Here is a 20,115-nt window from a genome sequence, read left to right as displayed (position 1 = left end):
CAACCGCAAACCACGAAGCGCAGAGGATTCTCAGCATGGAACTGCTACCCACCATCTGGTTCATTGCCATCGCGGTGCTGTGGACGGGCTATCTCTTTCTCGAGGGCTTTGACCTCGGCGTCGGCATGCTGATGAAGGGGTTCGCCCGGAACAACACCGAACGCCGCGTCCTGCTCAACACGATCGGCCCGGTCTGGGACGGCAACGAGGTCTGGCTCCTGACCGCGGGAGGCGCCACCTTCGCGGCCTTCCCGCTCTGGTACGCCTCCCTGTTCTCCGCGCTGTACCTGCCGCTGCTGCTGGTCCTTGTGGCTCTCATCTTCCGCGCCGTGGCCTTCGAATACCGGGGCAAGGTGGACACGCCGCAGTGGCGTGCCCGCTGGGACTGGGCCATCTCGGCCGGTTCCCTCGTGGCGGCCTTCGGCGTCGGCGCCGCGCTGGCGCTCACCACCACGGGACTGCCGCTGAATGCGAACGGCGACCGCGAGGGCGGCCCGTTCGCCTGGTTCAACGCCTACGCCGTGCTCGGCGGCCTCGCCGTCGTCGGGTTCTCGCTCCTGCACGGGCTGGCGTTCCTGGCCCTGAAGACCGACGGCGACGTCCGCCACCGGGCCCGCCAATGGTTCGTCCGGCTGCTGCCCGTGCTGCTCCTGCCCATCGCGGGCTGGGCGGTGAGCCTGCAGCTGCTCAGCGGGGAGGCCTGGACCGTCGTCGCGGTCGTCGCCGCGGTCGTGGCCGCCGCCGTGGCGTGGAATTTCGCGCGTAACGGCGCCGAGGGCCAGGCGTTCCTGTCCCTGGGCGTCTTCCTCCTCCTCGGCAGCGCGTCGATCTTCGGTGCCGCCTTCCCCGTGGTGCTGCCGTCTACGCTGAACCCGCAGTTCAACCTCACGATCTCCAACGCTTCATCCTCGGACTACACCCTGGGCCTGATGAGCATCGTGGCGTGCATCGGCCTGCCCCTGGTCCTGGCGTACCAGGCGTGGACGTACTGGGTCTTCCGGCGCCGGGTGAGCGCCGCGCACATTCCCGAGGCCCACAGCTTCCTTCCCGCGATCGCCGCCAAAGCGCTGGCACCCAAGGACTAATACCTGATGAGACCGTTCCCGGCCGGCCCCGCAACTCGTTCCGCCCTCTACCTGCTGGGCCTGCTCGCCGCACTGAAGGCGCTGTCCCTGGTGCTGATGGGCCAGGCGGTCGCGTCCATGCTCGCCGGGCTGATGGCCCACAACCCGGCCTGGGGTGAACAGCTCGCCTGGGGCCTGGCCGGGGCCGTCCTGCGCTCCCTCACGGTGTGGGCGCAGGCGGTGGCGTCACGACGTGCGGCCTTGGGCGTCAAGGAGGAACTTCGCCGGCAGCTGCTGGAACGCGCCCTGCGCAACGGGACCCGGTCTGCCGGGCCCTCTGACGGCGGACTCGCTGTGCTGGCCACGCGGGGACTGGACGCCCTGGACAGTTACTACACCCAGTTCCTTCCCGCCCTGGTCAACTGTGCGGCGATCCCGCTGCTGCTGGGGGCACGCATCCTGTTCGCTGACTGGATCAGCGCGGCGGTGATCGTGCTGACCGTGCCGCTCGTGCCGCTGTTCATGGTCCTGATCGGGCGTTACACCCAGGAACGGGTGCGGGAAGCCCAGTCCGCGCTCGCCCGGCTGTCCGGCCACATGCTCGAGCTCGCCAAGGGCCTCCCGGTCCTGGTCGGCCTGGGCCGCGCCACCGCCCAGCGGAAGGCCCTCGAGGACATCTCGGAGGAGTACCGCTTTCGGACCATGGGCACCCTGCGCACCGCGTTCCTCTCCGCCCTCGCGCTGGAACTCATCGCCACCATTTCCGTGGCCGTGGTGGCCGTCTTCATCGGCGTCCGCCTGGTCAACGGCGACATGGCCCTCGAAGCCGGACTGCTCGCACTGATCCTGGCCCCCGACTGCTACCTTCCGCTGCGGGAACTCGGCACGGCCCACCACGCCAGCGATGAAGGCCGTGCCGCGCTCGCAGAAACCACCGCGGTCCTCGAGGACCCGGGAGCCACACCGCTCAGCCCGGCACACGCCTCCGGCCTCGCCGCGGCTGACTTCGACGCCGGCCTCGCCGCCGCGCCGGGCCAGGCCGCCCGGCCTCCCGCAGTCAGCGTCGACGCGCTGACGGTCCGCTACAGCGGCCGGACGGACGCCGCCGTCGGGCCGCTGAGCTTCAGCGCGGCTCCCGGCAGGATCACGGCCCTCGACGGGCCCAGCGGCGCCGGCAAGAGCACCGTGCTGGGGGTGCTGGCCGGTACCGTCGGGGCAGGCACCGGAACGGTTGTCACCGGACGCATCGCAGGATTCACGACGGCGGATATCGCCTGGGTGCCGCAGCATCCCGTGATGGTGGCGCCCACGGTGCTGGACGAGGTCCGGCTGTACCTGGGAGCTCCAGGCGGGGATGCCTCGGCCGATGCTGCAGCCCGCCGCTGCCTGGCGGCCGTTGCCGCGGCCCACCTGGCTGCAAAGCACCCGGCCGAGCTCAGCCCGGGGGAGCTGCGCCGCGTGGCGCTGGCCCGCGGGCTGGCACGGATCGAGGCCGGAGCCACCGTGCTGCTGCTGGACGAACCCACCGCCCACCTTGACCGGGAATCGGCCACCATGGTCAGCCGCGCCATCGCCGCACTGCGCGGAAAGGTCACAGTGCTGCTCGTGGCCCACGACCGGCAGACCCGGGAGCTGGCCGATGAGCTCGTGGCGGTGGCACCTCACCGCGAGGGTGCAGCCGCGGGACGGCGGGTCCAGGCACAGTCACGGGCGCAGGCACAGGCTCCGGTCCTGGCACGGGCGCAGGAACAGGCTCCAGTTCCGCTCGCCGTCGGCGGCGGCGTCGAGACTGCCACGGCCGCCGCTGCCGCCCCCGGTGCTCCGGCAGGCACAACCGCTTCCGGCACAACCGTCTCCGGCACCCCCGCCTCCGGGATAGCCGCCGGCGGTACAGGAAGTACAACAGCGCAGCTGCGCCGCCTGCTGGCCCCCGTGGCGGCCCGGTTTGCCGCGGCCGGTGCCGTGGGCACCCTGGCGGCGCTCTTCGCCGTCGCCCTTGCCGGGCTGTCCGGCTGGCTGATCATCCGCGCCAGCGAGCAGCCGCCCATCCTGTACCTGCTCACCGCGATCGTGGGCGTGCGGTTCTTCGGCGTCGGGCGCGCTGCCCTGCGCTACGCCGAGCGGCTCCTGCTGCACGACGCGGTGTTCGCCGCCCTGACCCGGCTCCGGGGCCGGCTCTGGGAGTCGCTGAGCCGCCGTGCCCTGTCCCTTCGCAGGCTCCTGCAGGGCGGCAACGTCCTCGGCACCGTGGTGGACGACGTCGATACCGTCCGGGAACTGCTGCCCCGCGTGGTCCTCCCGCCGCTGACCGCCGTGGCCGTTGCCGCAGCCGCCGTCACGGGCATCGGGCTGCTGCTGCCGGTGGCCCTCCCGGCGGTGGCCGCCGCCGCGCTGCTGAGCCTCCTCGCCGCACCGGCGTTGGCGCTGGCCGCCGACCGGATGTCCGCCGGCACCGAACAACAGCTCCGTTCCGGCGGGCTGCGCGATGTCGCGGCCGCCCTGGACGCCCGCGCCGAACTGCACGCGAACGGTGTAACCGGTCCGGTGCTCGCCGCCATCGGCCGGATCGACCGCTCCGCGACGGCAGCCTCCCAGCGTTCCGCATGGGCCGAAGGGCTCGGCCAAAGCCTGACGGTGCTGGCCTGCTGCGCCGCCGCCCTCGCCAGCGCGATGCTTGCCGCACCGCTGGCCCTCAGCGGCGCGGTCGCGCCCGCGACGGTCGCCGTCGTCGTACTGCTGCAGCTTGCGCTCGTGGAACCGTATGCGGCCATCACGACGGCGGTCCGCCAGTACCCGGCGCTGCGCGCCGTGCTGCGGCGCATCAGCGAGGCAGGCGTCCTTGAGGGCAGCCCGGGGCGGGCGCCGGAGGAGGTGCCCGGCGGCCTGGTGCCGGTGCCGACACGGCCCGGCGGCGTCCCGGGGATCGAACTTGCGGGGCTCGCGGCCGCGTGGCCCGGTGGCGACGCCGTCTTTTCCGGGCTCACGGCGTCCGCCGGACCGGGGCGCTGGCTTTCCGTGACCGGTGCGTCCGGGTCCGGCAAGTCGACCCTGCTGGCCGTGATCCTTGGCTTCCTGCCCGCGGCGGGCGGCCACCTGTACCTGAGCGGCCGGGCCGCCTGGTGCCCGCAGGAGGCGCATCTGTTCGACTCGACCATCCGCGGCAACCTGATGCTGGGACGGCCGGAGACGCCCGTCACCCGGCTGGACCCGTCCCCGGACCAGTCCCCGGACCCGGACCCGTCCCGGGACACAGTGCGGGCAGGGCTGGAGGATCAGATGCGGGCGGCCCTCGCCGCGGTGGGCCTCGGGCCCGTGCTGGCCGGGCTCGATGACGGGCTGGACACACGGATCGGTCCGGGCGGGGCGTTCCTCAGCGGAGGGGAGCGCCAGCGCCTGGCTGTCGCCCGCACGCTCATGACAGGGGCTGATGTGATCCTGCTCGATGAACCGACGGCGCACCTCGATGCGGACGCGGGCCGGGCCATGCTGGCCGAACTGCGGCATGGGCTCCGGGACCGCACCGTCGTCCTCGTAACGCACAACCCGGACGACATCGCCGCGGGCGACAGCCGCCTGGACCTCGACGAGGCCGCGGCCATCACCGCCGCCCCGGTTCTGGCGCGCGGCTAGGCCGGACAAGGCATCCCCGGACGTCGCCTCGGAGAACCCCACCGGCGCTCTCGCCCTGTACTTCAAGATGGGTTACGCCGCCGTCAGCCGCAGCGCGGCGTGGGACAAGCGACTCTAGCCGTCCACGCTCTAGCTAGCCGTCCACATCGTGAAGGTGATGGACGACGTCGTGCAGGAAGTACTGCGCGAAGGTCAGGACCGTGAACACCGAACCGTTGCTGCGGGTTCCGGTCCGCTGCCACTCGTCCTCGACGACGGCGGCGAAGGTCGCAGCGATCTGTTCGCCCTCGGCTATCAGCTCATCAGCCACCGTGCGGGGATCCGCGCCGGCATAGTCGCCGTCGATCGCTGCCTGGTCCTGGTCCCAATTGGCGAAACGGGCGTCGTCCTCGGCCAGCATGAGGTTGAGCCGCTGGTCGAACAGGCTGAAGACATCGCGCACATGGCAGGCGTACTCCAGCGCAGACCACGTGTGGTCGTTGGGCCGGACGCCAACATCCTCCCGGCGAAGCACGGCACGCCATCGCGGAAGCATGTTCACCACGGTTCCCGGGACGGTCGACGGCGTGACGGTGGCGGCGTCGAAGCCGCAATCGGGACACGGCGTGGCCAGGACCCAGGTCCAGTCTTTTTCATCGGGGATGATCGGCATGGCAGTAGTCTAGGCGCACTCCTCCCGGACCCGATGATGCGGGCGTGGTTTAGAGCTGACCTGGGCGTCTGAACCATCCCTCATCTTTGGGCGGCTTTTCACACGGCTTACCAGGCGGCCTCTCTTCCCCACCATTGGTGCGGGAGGGCAGCCTAATTTTGTCGGACCCCTCTGGCAGAGTTTAGTTATGGAAGCCATGAGGGAATTCGCATCCTTCCCTGACACGGGTCAGGACACACAGTCTGGCGTGGACGGCGCCCTGGCCTTGCTCCAAACGGTGGGTTCGACAGCGGTGGAGGACGCGGAGACCTTGGGATTCCTCGCAGCCTCTGACTTTGCCAGCCAGGTCGAGGAACTCTCCCGGACCGTGGAACATCTTCAAATCGTGGCGGCCGGCGCCGTGGACCGGACCAGGAATCAGGCCCCGGCTTCGGTTGCGTCGGGCAGCAAGGGTTGGACCACCGGCTGGCGCGACACCTCGACCAACGGAACGGCCGGCCCCGAGGGAGCTTCCATCACCGACGGGCTTTCAGACAGCCCAAGTGGCATGGACGCCGCCAGCGCTGTGGACGACGGCTACAGGAACTCCACGGAGTTCCTGCGGGCGCGGCTGCGGATCAGCGCCACGGAGGCCCGGCGCCGGCTGTCCCTGGCCGAAAGCCTCCTGCCGCGCCACGGCATCGCCGGGAAGCTGCTGCCGGCCGCGCGCGCGGAACTCGGCGCCGCCGTCAGCTCCGGCACGGTGGCGTCCCGGGCCGCGACCATCATCGCCCTGGCGCTGGACCGCGTCCGGCACACGTGCGACGCCGACGCCGCGGCCCGGATGGAACACGCCCTGACGCGCACCGCCGCGGAGAACGATCCCGACTTCCTCGTGCGAGTCGCCCGGCGGTGGACCGACGCCTTGGACCAGGACGGCGCCGAACCCTCCGAAGAGCTGCTGCGCCAGCTGCAGGGCGCCTTCGTCCGCCGGACCCGCCACGGCCTCCATCATCTGGAGATCTTCGCGACCACGGACCAGTTCGAACACCTCCTCACCGTCATGAACACCGCCACCAACCCCCGCACCGGCACGGCGGCGCCGGATGTGCCCGCCGACGGGCAGGACCGGGCCGCTTGCACGTCAGCTTGCACGTCAGCCGTCACGTCCGGCGATACGTCAGGTGGGATCGCTGGGGTGAGCGGCGGGGCCGAAAGCGGGCCCGGCTCCGCGGGATTGGACCTCCGTTCCCGGCCGCAGAAACTCCTCGACGGCCTCGTCGGGGCCTGCAAGGCCGCCCTCGCCGCCGGCTCGCTGCCCGCCGCCGGCGGACTGCGCCCGCAGGTCATGGTCACCATCGACTACCGGGACCTGCTCGCCCGGCTGGGACACACAGACGGAACGGCGGCAGGCGGCACTGCCGCCGCGGGCCGGACACCGGAGCACACCGGCACGCTGCTGTTCACCGGGCCCGTCACAGCCTCCACGGTCCGGAAGATCGCCTGCGACGCGGACATCATCCCGGTCCTCCTCGGCGGCGAACGCCAGATCCTGGACATCGGCCGGACCTCCCGGATCTTCCCGCCGCACATCCGCAAGGCCATCACGGCACGGGACCAGGGCTGCGCCTTCCCCGGCTGCACGCTCCCCGCACCGTGGTGCGAAGCCCACCACATCAGCTACTGGTCCCGCGGCGGGACCACCAGCACGGATAACGGCACCCTCCTATGCAGCCACCACCACCATCTGATCCACAAAGAACAATGGAGCATCCAGGTCCGGACCGGGGTCCCGTGGTTCATGCCGCCGCCGCACCTGGACCCGAACCAGGAACCCCGAAGAAACCACTACTTCCGGTCATGAACGGCGTCATGAACGGCGCCCGTTCGAGTCATCACGCGGGTCTGTTCCACATCTCGTTTGGCAAAGAAGATCCTGCCGGCAGCCGCCGGAAAGCCTGCTGCAGTTTCCCGGATACTTGCGGTTCGAATAGGAGTAATCTTCATTCCGGGGGGCGGGCCCGGAAAGGGAGTAGCAATGCTTAAGGATCAGCAGGTCGGCGCTGTGTTGCCGGCCTTGGACATCGCCCGTGCGCGTGATTTCTACCGTGACAAGCTCGGGCTCGAACCTGAGAACCCGGATGCCGACGACAACCTGCAGTACAGGTGCGGCGACGGAACCGGATTCTTCCTGTACCAGACGGCCAACGCCGGGACAGCCAAGAATACGCAGATCGGTTGGATGGTCAGCGACCTCGCGGCTGCCGTCGCGGAGCTGCGGGCCAGCGGAGTCGTCTTCGAGGACTACGATTTCCCGGGCCTGAAAACCGAAGACGGCATAGCAACCTTTCCGGACGGAAACGCGGCCGCATGGTTCCTGGACTCTGAGGGCAACATTCTGAGCCTGAATCTAACCCGCTAGATTCCTAACCGAAACAATGCCCTGGCGGGAGCCCGGGCCGGCCGCGGAAGCGCCGTCCGCCCGGGCTCTGTCTGCTTCCGGCTCTAGGCTTCCGTCTCGGGTGCCTGCACCCACGCCATGCTCGGACCGATCGTGTCGATGGCCTGGGAGAGCGGGATCCCGGACCCGTCGCGCCGGCCGTGCTCGCCGGGCAGGGACCGTGCCACCCCGGCCAGGGAGGACGCCTTCGCCGGACCGTGCCCGGCCCAGGCGAGCAGGAGTGTGTCCTCGCCCTTGAGGAAGCGGTGCGCCCGGACCCCGGCCGTGGCACGGCCCTTGGCCGGGTACTCGGCGAGCGCCGTGACTTTGGCGGCCCCGGGAGCGGTGCCCGGCAGGGCACCCTCGGTCCCCGCGATGGTCACGACGACGGCGGCGCTGTCGTCCGGGACCGCGGTGCCGAAGAACAGGACCTGGTCCCCGGCGGCCAGCTTGATGCCCGCCATGCCGCCGGCGGTCCGGCCCTGCGGCCGGACGGCGGCGGCATTGAAGCGCAGCAGCTGCGCCTGGCGCGTCACGAAGACGAGGTCGTCGTCGTCAGACCCGGCGGGCGCGATACCCACCACGGTGTCCTTGTCCTTGAGGGCGATGACTTCCCAGTCCTCGCGGTTCAGCGGATAGTCCGGCTGGACGCGCTTGATCACGCCCTGCGCCGTACCGACCGCGAGGACCTGATCCAGCGGTGCGAACGCCACGAGCGATTCGCCCTTCAGCAGCGTGATGAAATCCCTGGCCGGAACGCCCCCGGCCATGTTTGGGGTTCCCGACGTCGGCGGCAGCACCGGCATGTCCATCATCTGGAGGCGCAGCATGCGGCCCTGGGAGGTTACGGCGGCAATCTCGCCGCGCGCGGAGCTCTTGACAACGGACTGGAAGACGTCGTGCCGGGTCCGCGGTCCGGACTCCGCGAGGCTGTCCTCGGTGGCGGTGCGGGCGATCTGGCCGGACGCGGTGAGGATGGCCCAGCAGGGATCGTCCGCGATCTCCAGCGCCAGCGTCCCTGCCTTGCCGTTGGCCTTGCCCTTGGCCCCGGGAACGGCGGCCAGGGTGGCCGCGACGGTGGGGGAGACCGCCTCGGACTCCAGTAGCACAGTGCGGCGCGGGGTGCCGTACCTCTCGGCGATCTCGGCCAGTTCAGCGGAGACCAAACCGCGGAGTCGCTCGTCCGAGCCGAGGATGGCTTCGAGCTCAGCGATCTCGCGACGCAGCTCGTCCTGCTCCTTCTCGAGTTCGATCCGGGAGTACTTGGTCAGCTGGCGGAGCCGGAGTTCCAGGATGTAGTTGGCCTGGATTTCGGAAAGGTCATAGATGGACATGAGGCGGTCACGGGCGGCGGCGACCTCGTCGGATGACCTGATGATCTGGATGACCTCGTCGATGTCCACGATCGCGATGAGGAGGCCCTCCACGAGGTGCAGGCGGTCCTTCTTCTTGCTTAGCCGGAAGGCCGTGCGGCGGCGCACCACGTTGATGCGGTGGTCCACGTAGACGGAGAGCAGCTGCAGCAGCCCGAGGGTCTGCGGCTGCCCGTCCACCAGCGTGACGTTGTTGATGCCGAAGGAATCCTCCATCGGGGAGTAGCGGTACAGCTGCTGGAGCACGGCGTTGGGGTTGAAGCCGTTCTTGAGCTCGATGACGAGGCGCAGGCCGTGCTTGCGGTCCGTGAGGTCCACGATGTCGCTGATGCCGGTGAGCTTCTTGCCGTTGACGGCATCCTTGATCTTCTCGATCACCTTCTCCGGGCCCACCATATACGGCAGCTCCGTGACCACCAGGCCGGTGCGGCGGGCCGAAAGCTGCTCGATCTCCACCTTCGCCCGGGTCTTGAAGGAGCCACGTCCGGTGGCGTAGGCGTCGCGAATGCCGTCCAGGCCGACGATCCGGCCGCCGGTGGGCAGGTCGGGGCCGGGGACGAACTTCATGATGTCCTCGAGCGTGGCGTCAGGGTTCTCGATCAGGTGCCGGGCGGCGGCGATCACTTCCACCAGGTTGTGCGGGGCCATGTTCGTGGCCATGCCGACGGCGATCCCCGTGGCGCCGTTGACCAGCAGGTTCGGGAACGCGGCCGGCAGCACATCGGGCTGGGTCAGCTGGTTGTCGTAGTTGGGGACGAAGTCCACGACGTCCTCGTCGAGGTGGTCCGTCAGGGTCAGCGCCGCGGCCGCGAGGCGGGCTTCGGTGTACCGCGGGGCCGCAGGGCCGTCGTCGAGCGAGCCGAAGTTGCCGTGCCCGTCGATCAGCGGCAGCCGCAGCGAAAAGTCCTGGGCCATGCGCACCATGGCGTCATAGATCGCGGTGTCGCCGTGCGGATGCAGCTTGCCCATGACCTCGCCCACCACACGGGCGCTCTTGACGTGGCCGCGGTCCGGGCGCAGGCCCATCTCACTCATCATGTACAGGATGCGCCGCTGCACCGGCTTCAGGCCGTCGCGGGCGTCCGGGAGGGCCCGCGAGTAGATCACTGAATAGGCGTACTCCAGAAACGAGCCTTCCATTTCGGAAGTGACATCGATATCGACGATGTTCTCGGTGAAATCCTGGCTGGCTTCCCCTGCGGGGGGTGTGGTTTGGCGGCGGGCCATGGGTCTGCTGGGTCCTTCGGAGGGGTGCTGAACGGGTACTGCAAACGATTATGACTAGGCTAAGCCTATGGTGGATCAGCCCGCGGACGGTGTATATCCGGAATATTGGGAAGCCGATGTTGTCCTGCGCGATGGCGGGACAGCGCATCTGCGCCCGATCCACCCCTCCGATTCCGAGGCCGTCCAGGCCTTCCACACAGGGCAGTCGCAGAAGTCCATATATATGCGGTTCTTCGCCTTCAAGTCCAAGCTCTCCAGCAAGGAACTCAAGCGCTTCACGGAGGTGGACTACAAGGACCGGGTGGCCCTGGTGATCACGATCGGCGGGGAGATCATGGGGATCGGCCGCTACGACAGGCTCGAGGATCCGGAAGAGGCGGAAGTTGCCTTCAACATCGCCGACGCCCACCAGGGCCGCGGCATCGGCTCCATCCTGCTCGAACACCTCGCCGCCGCCGCCCGCGAGAACGGGATCCGCAAATTCAGCGCCGAGGTCCTCCCGGAGAACCGGAAGATGCTCATGGTCTTCTCCGACGCCGGCTACGACGTCAAACGCCACTTCGACGACGGCGTGGTCAGCCTTGAGTTCAATATCGACCCCACCGACCGGTCCCGCGCCGTCATGGAGTCCCGGGAACACCGCGCCGAGGCACGCAGCATCCAGGAACTGCTCGCCCCGTCCTCCGTGGCGGTTGTCGGGGCCAGCCGCAAATGGGGCTCCGTGGGCTACCAGCTGCTCGAACACGTCATCGAAGCCGGCTTCACCGGCCCCGTCTACGCGATCAACCCGGAAGCCCTGGAGCTCGCCGGAATGCTCTCCTTCGGCCGGCTCTCCGAGGTTCCCGGCCCCGTCAAACTCGCCATCATCGCCGTCCCCTACGACGAGGTGCCCAAGGTTGTCGAGGACTGCGGCACCGCCGGGGTCAAGGGGATCGTGGTGGCCACGGCCGGGTACGCGGACGACGGCGAACGCGGACTGGCGAGGCAGCGCGAACTGGTGCGGGAGGCCCGCGCCAACGGCATGCGGGTGATCGGCCCGGCGTCGCTGGGGATCGTGAACACCCACCCGGCCGTGTCCCTCAACGCCTCGATGGCGCCCTCGCTCGCCCGCCGCGGGGGACTCGGGCTGTTCAGCCAGTCGGCGGCGATCGGGGTGTCCCTCTACGCCGCCTCGAGCCGCCGCCGGATCGGCGTTTCCACCTTCCTTTCGGCCGGCAACCGCGCCGATGTGTCCGGCAACGACATGATGCAGTTCTGGGAGGACGACGCCGATACCACCGCGGTCGGCCTGTACCTCGAGTCGATCGGTAATCCGCGCAAGTTTTCCCGGCTGGCCCGGCGGCTGGCCCGGACCAAGCCCGTGATCGTCGCCAAATCCGACGCCATGGGCCTGAACCTGCCGCCCGGCCACGCCGTCCGCACCACGCAGGCGCCGCCGGAGGCCCTCGACGCCATGATGCGCCAGGCCGGCGTGATCCGGGTCGAGACTATCGAGCAGCTCATGGACGTCGCCCAGATCGTCTCGAGCCAGCCCCTGCCCAAGGGCCCCGGTCTGGCCGTTTTCAGCAACTCCCGGGCCCTCGGCAAGGTGGTCGCGGACAGCGCGGCCGCCCAGGGGCTCGGCGTGGAACGCATCGTCACCGACGTCGACCTTGACGCCGGTATGTCGCTGGCGCTCCCGGCCCTGCGCCGGAGCCTCCAGGAGACCCTGACCGTCGACACCGTCCACGCGGCGGTGGTGGCTTTGCTCCCCGCGCACGGACTGACCGTGGAGAAGATCGCCGGGGTGCTGGCCGAATGCTCCGCGGCGGCCGGTAAGCCCGTGGTCGCGGCGTTCAGCGGCATCTTGGACGCCTCCATCTATGTCGAAGGCATGGTCGGTGCGGAAACGTCGGCGCCGGGTGGGAAGTCCTCCGATGCGGCCTCCGTTCCCTGCTACTCGAACCCGGGCGCGGCTGTGGCGGCCCTGGCCGCCGTCGTGCGTTATGCCCTGTGGCGGGACCGGGACCAGGGCCTGTTCGTGGAGCCCGAGGGCTGCCATCCGGACGGGGCCCGCGCGGACCTCGACCAGCTGCTCCACAACGTGGGCGGCGAGCAGCTGGTCCGGCTGGACCCCGCGCCGGCAGCCGGGCTGCTGGCGCACTACGGCATCCGCGTCGTCCCTTCCGAAGGGTTCGAGACCGCCGATCAGGCCGTGGCCGCGGCGAACAGGCTCGGCTGGCCGGTGGCGCTGAAGACCACGGACCCCGCGTTGCGGCACAGGCTGGACCTCGGCGGTGTGCGGCTGGACATCCAGGACGCCGAGTCGCTGCGCGGCAATGTGCTCCAGATGCGCAAGTCGCTGGAACGGTACGGTTCACCGGCCCTCGAAGTGCAGTCCATGGTGCCGGTGGGGCAGGCCTGCACCTTCCGTGCCATCGAGGACCCGCTGCTGGGCCCCGTGATCTCGTTCGGCCTGGCCGGAGATGCCGTCAACCTGCTCGACGACTGGGCCCACCGGGTGCCGCCGCTGTCCGGCTCCGACGTCCACGACTTCATCCGGGGCCCGCGGGCGTCCAGGAAACTTTTCGGCTACCAGGGTCTGCCGGCCGTGGATGTCGCAGCCCTGGAGGACCTTGCTGCCAGGCTGACCCGGCTCAAGGACAACCATCCGGAGATCGCCTTGGTGGAGTTCAATCCCGTCCTTGCCGGGCCCGACGGCGCCTCGATCCTGGCGGCCGACGTCCGGATTGCCAACGCCGCCCAGCGCACCGACAGCGCCCGCCGCGCGATGCGCAGCTAGCTGTCCCGCCTGCGGTTAGCAAGTCCCCACCCGATCTGTGAAAATGGAGACCATGAGCTTTCAGTCTCCGACATCCAAGCCCGAGGCGTCCGCCCCCGAACGCCAGATCGCGCACCACCACGGCCTCCATGACCACAGTGCGCAGGGCCAGAGCCTGGAAGGAGCCCTCGAGCAAGCCGGTTTCTACCCCCGGCTCGTGGCCGACGTCGTCGCCGACGCGCTGGACGGCCGCGACTGCGTGGCGCACCTGGTTCATCTTGAGACGCACTTCGACCGGGCCGAGGTCCGCCGCCACATTACGGTTTTGGTCCTGACAGAGGACATGCTGGTGATCACCCACGTCGATGACCAGCAGCTCGATGAGGCCGGAGAGCAGACCGTCGCACAGGTCTCCACGGAGTCCGTCCCCGTAACGCAGATCCGCTCGGTGGTGCTCAGCTACATTTACGCCCAGCCCCAGGATTACAAGCCCTCGGACCCGGTCCGCGAGGTGACCCTGTCCATCGCCTGGTCCGGGGGGCAGCGGCTCGACATGGGTCCGGCCAGCTGCGGCGACCCGCAGTGCGAGGCCGATCATGGCTACAGCGGCACCATCGCCCAGGAAGACATCGTGCTGCGGATCAGCGCCGAGGCGGACGGTCTGCAGGCCGTCCAGGACGCCAAGCTCTTCGCCCGCGCCCTCCGGGCGGTGAACACCGGTTCCGCCGCTCCAGCCCCGCATACCGGCCCCGGCCTGCCGCCGCGCCCGCGGATGGGCGTGTTCGGAAACCGCCTCAGCCGCGGCCATCAGCGCTGAGATGGCGCCGGTCCGCGTGCCCGAGCCGCTCTCCGTCGCGGCACCAGCCGGTGCTTCGCCGCTGCCCCTGGCCCCGGCGTTCGGCCACCGCTCCATCGCCGAGGTCCTCACCAGCGCCGCGGCAAGCCTGGGCATCCCCGGCTTCGAAAACCGCCTGCACCTGCCCGCCGCCAAGCGGGTATGCGTCGTGCTTGCAGACGGACTGGGCCGCAACCTGCTGAAGCAGAAATCGGCGCACACACCGTTCCTGCGCTCGGTGATGCAGGCCGGCCAGGGAAAGGTGCCGGTGTCACTGGACTCCGCCTTCCCCTCCACCACCGCTGCTTCGCTGGCCAGCTTCGGCACGGGACTCCCTGCTGGCCAGCACGGCATGGTGGGCTACGACGTGCTGGATCCGGACCAGGACCGGGTGGTGAACATGCTCGGCAACTGGGACGCCGGCGTGGACCCGCAGCAGTGGCAGCCGTTCCCCACGGTGTTCGAGCGGGCCGCCGAGCACGTGGACGTCACCACGGTCAGCCTGCCCCAGTTCAGCGACTCGGCCATGACCCAGGCCGCGCTCAGGGGCGGACGCTTCGTCACCGGAACCACCTCGCATGCCAGGACCGGCGCCGCCGCGGAGGCCATGGTAGGTGCCGGACCTTCGCTGATGTACTTCTACGTCAATGAGCTGGACAAGGCCGGGCACCGTTATGGCTGCCAGTCGCCCCAGTGGGAGCACCAGCTCGAAGAACTCGATGCCACCGTCCGGCGCCTCCACGCCACGCTGCCGCCCGGCACCACGGTGCTGCTCACGGCGGACCACGGCATGGTCGACGTGCCGGAGTCGCAGCGGATCGACTACTCGGCCGAGCCGGCGCTCGTCGCAGGCGTGCGGCATACAGCCGGTGAGCCGCGGATGGTCCACCTCTACCTGGAAGACGGGCAGGGCGACGCCGGACGCGCGCGGCTGCTGGACGCCTGGCGTTCCCGCTTCGGAGACCGGATCTGGGCCTTCACCCGTGAAGAGGCGATCGCGGGCGGGCTGTTCGGTGAGGTCCGTCCCGAGGCCGCCCCGCGGATCGGCGACATCATGATCGCGGCCAGGGACGCCCTGGCGCTCTATGACACGCGGCGGGTCCGTCCCACGGCCCTGGAGGTGGTGGGCCAGCACGGTTCCCTGACGAAGGCGGAGCGCGAAGTTCCGCTGCTGTACTTCCAGGCCGATGGCGGAAAGGCGCCCCGGGGCTGAACTTGATGGTTCTGGACGCCCTGGAGCGGCAGATTGTCGCTGCCCTGCAGCTTGACCCGCGGTGCCCCTGGCGCAAGATCGCGGCAGTGCTGGGCGAAGCCGAGCGTATCGTTGGGCGGCGGGCAACCCAGCTGCTGGAATCGGGTGCCGTGGCGGTGGTGGGTGTGCGGCCCCGGTCCGCGGCCATGCTGGTGGACATGCGGTGCACGCCCGGAGTGGTGCGCGCAGCGGCCCAGTCCCTGGCCCAGCGCAACGACACTACCTTTGTGTACACCACCACCGGAACCGGCGACTGTGTGGCGGAAATCCTCACGGAACACGGCCGGATGGGCGACGTACTGTCCGAGGAGCTGCCATCCACCATTGGTCTCAAACACTCCACGAGCTACCCCGTGCTCCGGTATTTCCGGACCATCAGGGGCTGGCGGCCCGAAGTGTTAGGCGCCGACCGGGCCCGGGTGATCGGCCTCGTGGAAGCGGCCTTCGCGGACTACGACGCCGAGCCGCTGCTGAATAAGCTGGACCAGGCGGGCATCCCCGCCGGCAGGGTCCGGACGCTGAAAGAGGTGTACGCATGGCCGCAGCTCGCCTCGCAGGGTCTGCTGGTGGACGTCGACCACCCGCTCCTGGGGACGGTGACCCTGCCGGGGCCGCCGCTGCGCTTCTTCGACAACCACGGCGGCGCCGAAGCCACCCGCCGCACGCACACCGCACCGCCGCTGCTGGACCAGCATGGTGCCGGCATCCGCGCATGGCTCGCCGCCGACGAGGCCGCCGAATGACTGCCACAGCCACCGGCCGGCGCCTCGGCGCACGGGACCTGCTCGCGGCCATGCTCGACGCCGGGAGACTCGATTCGTGGGACCGGCCGGTCCCGCGGGGACCGGGCTCCGCCGGAACCCGTTACCCCGGCGAACTGGCCGCAGCCGAAGCGAAATCCGGCAGCGATGAATCGGTCCTGACAGGGGAGGGCCTGATCCGCGGACACCGCGTCGCCGTCGTCTCCGACTTCGCTTTCCTTGCCGGATCGATCGGTCGCGACGCGGCACAGCGCCTGGTGAGCGCCATCGAACGCGCCACCTGGCTCGGCCTGCCGCTGGTCGCGCTGCCCGCCTCGGGCGGCACCCGCATGCAGGAGGGCACCAGCGCGTTCCTGGCCATGGTGGAGATCGTCGCCGCCGTGCAGGCACACCGGGCTGCCGGCCTGCCGTATTTGGTCTACCTGCGCCACCCCACCACCGGCGGAGTCATGGCTTCGTGGGGATCCCTGGGCCACGTGACCGCCGCCGAACCGGGGGCGCTCCTAGGATTCCTCGGCCCGCGCGTCTACGAGGCCCTGCACGGCGAGGCCTTTCCGGCCGGCGTGCAGACAGCGGAAAACCTCTTCAACCGCGGCCTGGTGGATGCCTGGTGCCGTCGGAGGGCCTGGCCGAATACTTCGGCCGGGTGCTGGACCTCCTGGACCCTGCCGCGACGGAAGCCGCACGCGCGCCGCAGCTTCCGCCTCGTGTTGCCCGGGACGCGGGCGATGCCTGGGACGCGGTGGTGCGCTCGAGGGACCCGCGGCGCCCCTCCACAGTGCAGCTTCTACAGCACGGCGCCGGCAGCGTGGTGCTGCTGCGCGGAGCCGGCGACGGAGCGAGGGACCACGGCATTCTCCTGGCGCTGGCCCGCTTTGGCAGGACCACGTGCGTTGTTGTAGGGCACCAACGGGACCGGCCCGGGAGAGCGGAAGGGGCCGACGCCGGTGCCGCAGACCCGTTGCCCGCAGCCTTCGGCCCCGCGTCGCTGCGGGACGCCAGGCGCGGCATGCGGCTGGCCAAGGAGCTGCGGCTTCCGCTCGTGACGGTGATCGACACCGCCGGGGCCCCCCTCTCCCGGGAGGCCGAGGAAGGCGGGCTGGCCGCCGAAATCGCCCGGTCGCTCTACGACCTCCTGGGGCTCGATATTCCGACAGTCTCCGTGCTTCCCGCGGAGCCGCAGGAGTTCTGCCGCCGCATGGGAGACGCGATAGCGAATCAGCTGGAGGCCTTGGCCGGACGGGCAAAAGATGGCCCGAAGGATCTCAGTGAGCGCCGCCCCAGATACCGGGCACTGATCGGCTGAGGGCACCGCTGCAGGGTGGGGCGGGGCCCGTCCCACCCTTTAGCTCGGTCGCCCGGTGGAAGAATTGATTGGCATGAAAATGACCGACCTTTGCGCCCCGGGGTCTGGCCAGGTCCTTGAGGCTGCGGTAGCCGGACAGCCCCCGGAAGGCGCGTCCACCAACTTACGACTCGAAATTTCCCGTCCAACTGGTTCTTAGCCAGGAACCCATCTGGATCCGGTGTGGAGCCTTCACGTCAAGAGCAACCGGCAGCGGCATCGGCCTCGCTTTAAGTCACCGCATCATCACCCGCATTTATGCGGAGGAGAACCGATCAAGAGGCTCGACTTTCTCCTTCGAGCTGCCGTTATCGTGAATGAGTCATTCGGCTTCATACCGGGGTGGATCAGGGTGACACCAGCGTGATGTCGCTCGTAGGCTCGCGTATGAGCCCCAGCAGTCCGTCAAGCTGCGAAATGAGCTGAGGAGGAGAGCATCCTGCAGGGGACAGTGCGGCGCTTATTTGGGCGCCCAGAAGCATGTTCATCAAGAGGCCGACGAAATCTTCGTCGGCAATTGAGGTTCCGGCCTCGCCGCGCGTCCGGGCAATCGTCAGGTATTCCAGGATGCTACGGCTCCATTGCGCCATGGATTGTCCATGAAGTGCGGCTTTGTCCGGATGGTTAAGCGCGCGCTGCCAGAACGAGATCACGATCCTGGCTTCGCTGACCTTCTCGTCATCCAGCGGGAGCACTTCGTGGCAGAACACCCGCAGGGCTGCCAGACCGCTCTTGCCTTCGGTGGCTATTGCTATTCGCTGGTTGGTTTCACGAAAGACGTGTGCGAACGCGAAGGTGAGCAGGTCTTCCTTGCTGGAAAAGTAGGGCTTAAGCGCGCCGTTAGAAAAACCTGCTTCCGCGGCGATTTCGCGCATCGTTGCTCCTTCGATGCCGTCCCTCGCGATGATTCTCCACGTCGCGCTCACGAGCTCCACGCGTCGCTGATCGTGGTCGACAATTTTTGGCAAGTACGCTCCCTGAAATTGATCCTGTGTTGATGCTACGGCATGGTTCTCTACGGCTGTAGAAGGAACTGCCGCGGGCCGTTGGAGGCCCGCGGCAGTTCCTGAACCGGTCGGTCGCACGCAGTTACGGCGGTTACACTCCCGTACTTTCCGGGATCGCTTCGTGGGCGTTCCGGGTCTTTTCCTCCTCCCGGGTCTCCTCGCTGCCACCGTGGTCGATTCCGTTGTAAACCAGGGGGCGGGCGGCCTTCAGGTAGCGTCCCCACCAGACTCCCAGGAGTCCTGGCAGCAGCGCCACGACCGGAAGCAGCCAGGACAGCGGCGAGGGGCCTTCGGAGCCGATGAGTACGTCAAACTGTTGCCGGACGCCGGAGGCCGGGCCGCCAGACGGGGCAGCCTTAGCAGTTGATGACCTGTGGTACGCCGAGGGCTTTGAGGCCTTCGGCGCCGAATTCGAGGCCGTAACCGGATTGCTTGGAGCCGCCGAAGGGGATGCGGGGGTCCACGGCGCCGTGCTTATTGATCCAGACGGTGCCGGCCTGGATGCGGGCGGCGACCTTGCGGGCCTCAGCCGGGTCCGCTGACCAGACGGAGGCGCCGAGTCCGACGTCGAGTCCGTTGGCCAGGGCCACGGCCTCGTCGACGGTGGTGTAGCGGATGATCGGCAGGGCGGGGCCGAACTGTTCCTCGGTGACAAGGGGGTTGTTGTTGTCGATGTCGGCGATGAGCGTGGTGGGGTAGAAGTAGCCGGGCTGGTCCGGGTCGGGGTTGCCGCCGAGCAGGACGGTGGCGCCGGAGTCTTTGGCGGCATCCACCAACTTCGCGACGATGTCATATTGCTGTTTGTTCTGCAGCGGTCCGAGCACATTCGCCTCATCCAGGCCCACGCCCATGGGCATGGCCTTGGCGACGCTGGTGAGTTCTTCGCAGACGGCGTCGTAGATGTCGTCATGGACGTAGAGGCGTTTGAGGGCTGCGCAGGTCTGGCCGGTGTTGATGAACGCGCCCCAGAAGAGGCCTTCGGCGATGGCCTTGGGGTCGGCGTCGGGCAGGACGATGCCGGCGTCGTTGCCGCCGAGTTCCAGGGTGAGGCGTTTGACGGTGTCAGCTGAAGACCTGATGATCGCCTTGCCGGTGGCGGTGGAGCCGGTGAACATGATCTTGCCGATTCCGGGGTGCTCGGCCAGGCGGGCGCCGACGTCGCGGCCGCCGGAGACCACGGTGAGTAGGCCGTCGGGGAGTTCCTGGTTCAGGATTTCGACGAGGGCCAGGACGCTGAGCGGAGTGTATTCGGAGGGTTTGACGACGACGGCGTTGCCCATCCGCAGGGCGGGGGCGATCTGCCACACGGTGATCATCATGGGCCAGTTCCAGGGGCCGATGGCGCCGACGACGCCGATGGGCCGGTAGTGCAGTTCGGCGCGCGTCTCGCCGTCGTCGACGACGGTTTCGGGGTCCAGCGGGGTGGCGGCGGTGGCTCGGAGCCAGGCGGAGCAGGCCCCGACTTCGAAGCGGGCGTTGGGACCGTTGAGGGGCTTGCCCTGTTCGCGGGAGAGCAGGCGGGCGAGTTCTTCGGCGGAGCGTTCGACCGCATCCGCGGCGCGGAGGAGAGCGGCGCTGCGGGCCTCGTGACCCAGGGCCGCCCAGGCCGGCTGCGCGGCGGTCGCGGCTTCGATGGCGTTCTCGAGGTCCTCGACGGTGTGGACCGGTGCCTCACCGACCGGCTGACCGGTAGCGGGGTCGTAAATGGTCCGAGTCGGGACAGATGCCGGCGCACTCGGGGCGAGAACTGTGTTGCTGGTATCCATGGTATTCCTCACGTTGAGATGTA

14 protein-coding genes and 1 pseudogene are annotated in these 20,115 nt (G+C 69.2%); 10 read left to right on the top strand and 5 right to left on the bottom strand.

Annotation, left to right across the window (positions count from 1 at the left end; genetic code table 11):
• Window positions 1-35: 35 nt before the first annotated feature.
• Both cydB and cydD read left to right on the top strand, forming a co-directional pair.
• Window positions 36-1,085: a cytochrome d ubiquinol oxidase subunit II gene (cydB, locus tag ACQCSY_RS01130; RefSeq protein ID WP_427132463.1), complete on the top strand. Its 1,050-nt coding sequence runs from the start codon at window positions 36-38 to the stop codon at window positions 1,083-1,085.
• A 6-nt stretch (window positions 1,086-1,091) separates the two neighbouring features.
• Window positions 1,092-4,694, top strand: coding sequence for a thiol reductant ABC exporter subunit CydD (gene cydD / locus ACQCSY_RS01125; protein ID WP_427132461.1), 3,603 nt, complete (start codon window positions 1,092-1,094; stop codon window positions 4,692-4,694).
• A 133-nt stretch (window positions 4,695-4,827) separates the two neighbouring features.
• Here cydD and ACQCSY_RS01120 read toward each other — a convergent pair whose 3' ends face one another.
• Window positions 4,828-5,346, bottom strand: a complete 519-nt coding sequence (locus tag ACQCSY_RS01120) for a DinB family protein (protein ID WP_427132460.1) — start codon at window positions 5,344-5,346, stop codon at window positions 4,828-4,830.
• Between the two features lie 187 nt (window positions 5,347-5,533).
• On the opposite strand from ACQCSY_RS01120, the gene ACQCSY_RS01115 reads away from it, so the two are divergent.
• Both ACQCSY_RS01115 and ACQCSY_RS01110 read left to right on the top strand, forming a co-directional pair.
• Entirely contained in the window at window positions 5,534-7,189 is a 1,656-nt protein-coding gene (locus ACQCSY_RS01115; RefSeq protein WP_427132458.1) for a DUF222 domain-containing protein, read from the top strand.
• A 174-nt stretch (window positions 7,190-7,363) separates the two neighbouring features.
• Window positions 7,364-7,747 (top strand): VOC family protein, encoded by a 384-nt coding sequence (locus ACQCSY_RS01110; protein WP_427135588.1) that lies wholly within the window; start codon window positions 7,364-7,366, stop codon window positions 7,745-7,747.
• Window positions 7,748-7,830: 83 nt separating this feature from the next.
• On the opposite strand, the gene ACQCSY_RS01105 is transcribed toward ACQCSY_RS01110, so the two are convergent.
• Window positions 7,831-10,365 carry a DNA gyrase/topoisomerase IV subunit A gene (locus tag ACQCSY_RS01105; RefSeq protein ID WP_427132456.1) on the bottom strand — a complete coding sequence of 845 codons (2,535 nt, stop codon included), beginning with the start codon at window positions 10,363-10,365 and terminating at the stop codon, window positions 7,831-7,833.
• A 67-nt stretch (window positions 10,366-10,432) separates the two neighbouring features.
• Between ACQCSY_RS01105 and ACQCSY_RS01100 the strand changes: the two genes are divergently transcribed.
• The 6 genes and pseudogenes from ACQCSY_RS01100 (at window position 10,433) to ACQCSY_RS01075 (ending at window position 17,280) form a co-directional block, all read left to right on the top strand.
• Window positions 10,433-13,147, top strand: coding sequence for a GNAT family N-acetyltransferase (locus tag ACQCSY_RS01100; protein ID WP_427132454.1), 2,715 nt, complete (start codon window positions 10,433-10,435; stop codon window positions 13,145-13,147).
• 52 nt (window positions 13,148-13,199) lie between these two features.
• Entirely contained in the window at window positions 13,200-13,943 is a 744-nt protein-coding gene (locus tag ACQCSY_RS01095) for a DUF5998 family protein (protein WP_427132452.1), read from the top strand.
• Window position 13,944: 1 nt separating this feature from the next.
• A complete protein-coding gene (locus ACQCSY_RS01090; protein WP_427132450.1) occupies window positions 13,945-15,174 on the top strand; it encodes an alkaline phosphatase family protein in 1,230 nt (409 codons plus the stop codon).
• A gap of 2 nt (window positions 15,175-15,176) precedes the next feature.
• Window positions 15,177-15,956, top strand: a complete 780-nt coding sequence (locus tag ACQCSY_RS01085) for a CoA transferase (RefSeq protein WP_427132448.1) — start codon at window positions 15,177-15,179, stop codon at window positions 15,954-15,956.
• Window positions 15,926-16,465: pseudogene (locus tag ACQCSY_RS01080) on the top strand (carboxyl transferase domain-containing protein); the annotation flags it as partial. The gene ACQCSY_RS01085 and the pseudogene ACQCSY_RS01080, both read left to right, overlap by 31 nt.
• A complete protein-coding gene (locus ACQCSY_RS01075) occupies window positions 16,432-17,280 on the top strand; it encodes a carboxyl transferase domain-containing protein (RefSeq protein ID WP_427135586.1) in 849 nt (282 codons plus the stop codon). The pseudogene ACQCSY_RS01080 and the gene ACQCSY_RS01075, both read left to right, overlap by 34 nt.
• Window positions 17,281-17,666: 386 nt before the next feature.
• Here the strand turns inward: ACQCSY_RS01075 and ACQCSY_RS01070 are convergent, their stop codons facing one another.
• From ACQCSY_RS01070 to ACQCSY_RS01060, 3 genes are all read right to left on the bottom strand, one after another.
• Window positions 17,667-18,287 carry a TetR/AcrR family transcriptional regulator gene (locus ACQCSY_RS01070; RefSeq protein ID WP_427132446.1) on the bottom strand — a complete coding sequence of 207 codons (621 nt, stop codon included), beginning with the start codon at window positions 18,285-18,287 and terminating at the stop codon, window positions 17,667-17,669.
• Window positions 18,288-18,417: 130 nt separating this feature from the next.
• Window positions 18,418-18,582, bottom strand: a complete 165-nt coding sequence (locus ACQCSY_RS01065) for a hypothetical protein (RefSeq protein WP_427132445.1) — start codon at window positions 18,580-18,582, stop codon at window positions 18,418-18,420.
• Window positions 18,583-18,682: 100 nt separating this feature from the next.
• Window positions 18,683-20,092 carry an aldehyde dehydrogenase family protein gene (locus tag ACQCSY_RS01060; RefSeq protein ID WP_427132443.1) on the bottom strand — a complete coding sequence of 470 codons (1,410 nt, stop codon included), beginning with the start codon at window positions 20,090-20,092 and terminating at the stop codon, window positions 18,683-18,685.
• Window positions 20,093-20,115 lie beyond the last annotated feature (23 nt).

It is taken from the genome of Pseudarthrobacter sp. S9 (assembly GCF_050156545.1).
GTDB lineage: Bacteria > Actinomycetota > Actinomycetes > Actinomycetales > Micrococcaceae > Arthrobacter.
Note: the sequence above shows the minus strand (reverse complement) of the source record. Positions and strands in the feature narration are given on the sequence as shown.

Coding starts and splice junctions, on each gene's coding strand:
- cydB (WP_427132463.1), top strand. CDS start 36: ATGGAACTGCTACCCACCATCTGGTTCATTGCCATCGCGGTGCTGTGG.
- cydD (WP_427132461.1), top strand. CDS start 1,092: ATGAGACCGTTCCCGGCCGGCCCCGCAACTCGTTCCGCCCTCTACCTG.
- ACQCSY_RS01120 (WP_427132460.1), bottom strand. CDS start 5,346: ATGCCGATCATCCCCGATGAAAAAGACTGGACCTGGGTCCTGGCCACG.
- ACQCSY_RS01115 (WP_427132458.1), top strand. CDS start 5,534: ATGGAAGCCATGAGGGAATTCGCATCCTTCCCTGACACGGGTCAGGAC.
- ACQCSY_RS01110 (WP_427135588.1), top strand. CDS start 7,364: ATGCTTAAGGATCAGCAGGTCGGCGCTGTGTTGCCGGCCTTGGACATC.
- ACQCSY_RS01105 (WP_427132456.1), bottom strand. CDS start 10,365: ATGGCCCGCCGCCAAACCACACCCCCCGCAGGGGAAGCCAGCCAGGAT.
- ACQCSY_RS01100 (WP_427132454.1), top strand. CDS start 10,433: ATGGTGGATCAGCCCGCGGACGGTGTATATCCGGAATATTGGGAAGCC.
- ACQCSY_RS01095 (WP_427132452.1), top strand. CDS start 13,200: ATGAGCTTTCAGTCTCCGACATCCAAGCCCGAGGCGTCCGCCCCCGAA.
- ACQCSY_RS01090 (WP_427132450.1), top strand. CDS start 13,945: ATGGCGCCGGTCCGCGTGCCCGAGCCGCTCTCCGTCGCGGCACCAGCC.
- ACQCSY_RS01060 (WP_427132443.1), bottom strand. CDS start 20,092: ATGGATACCAGCAACACAGTTCTCGCCCCGAGTGCGCCGGCATCTGTC.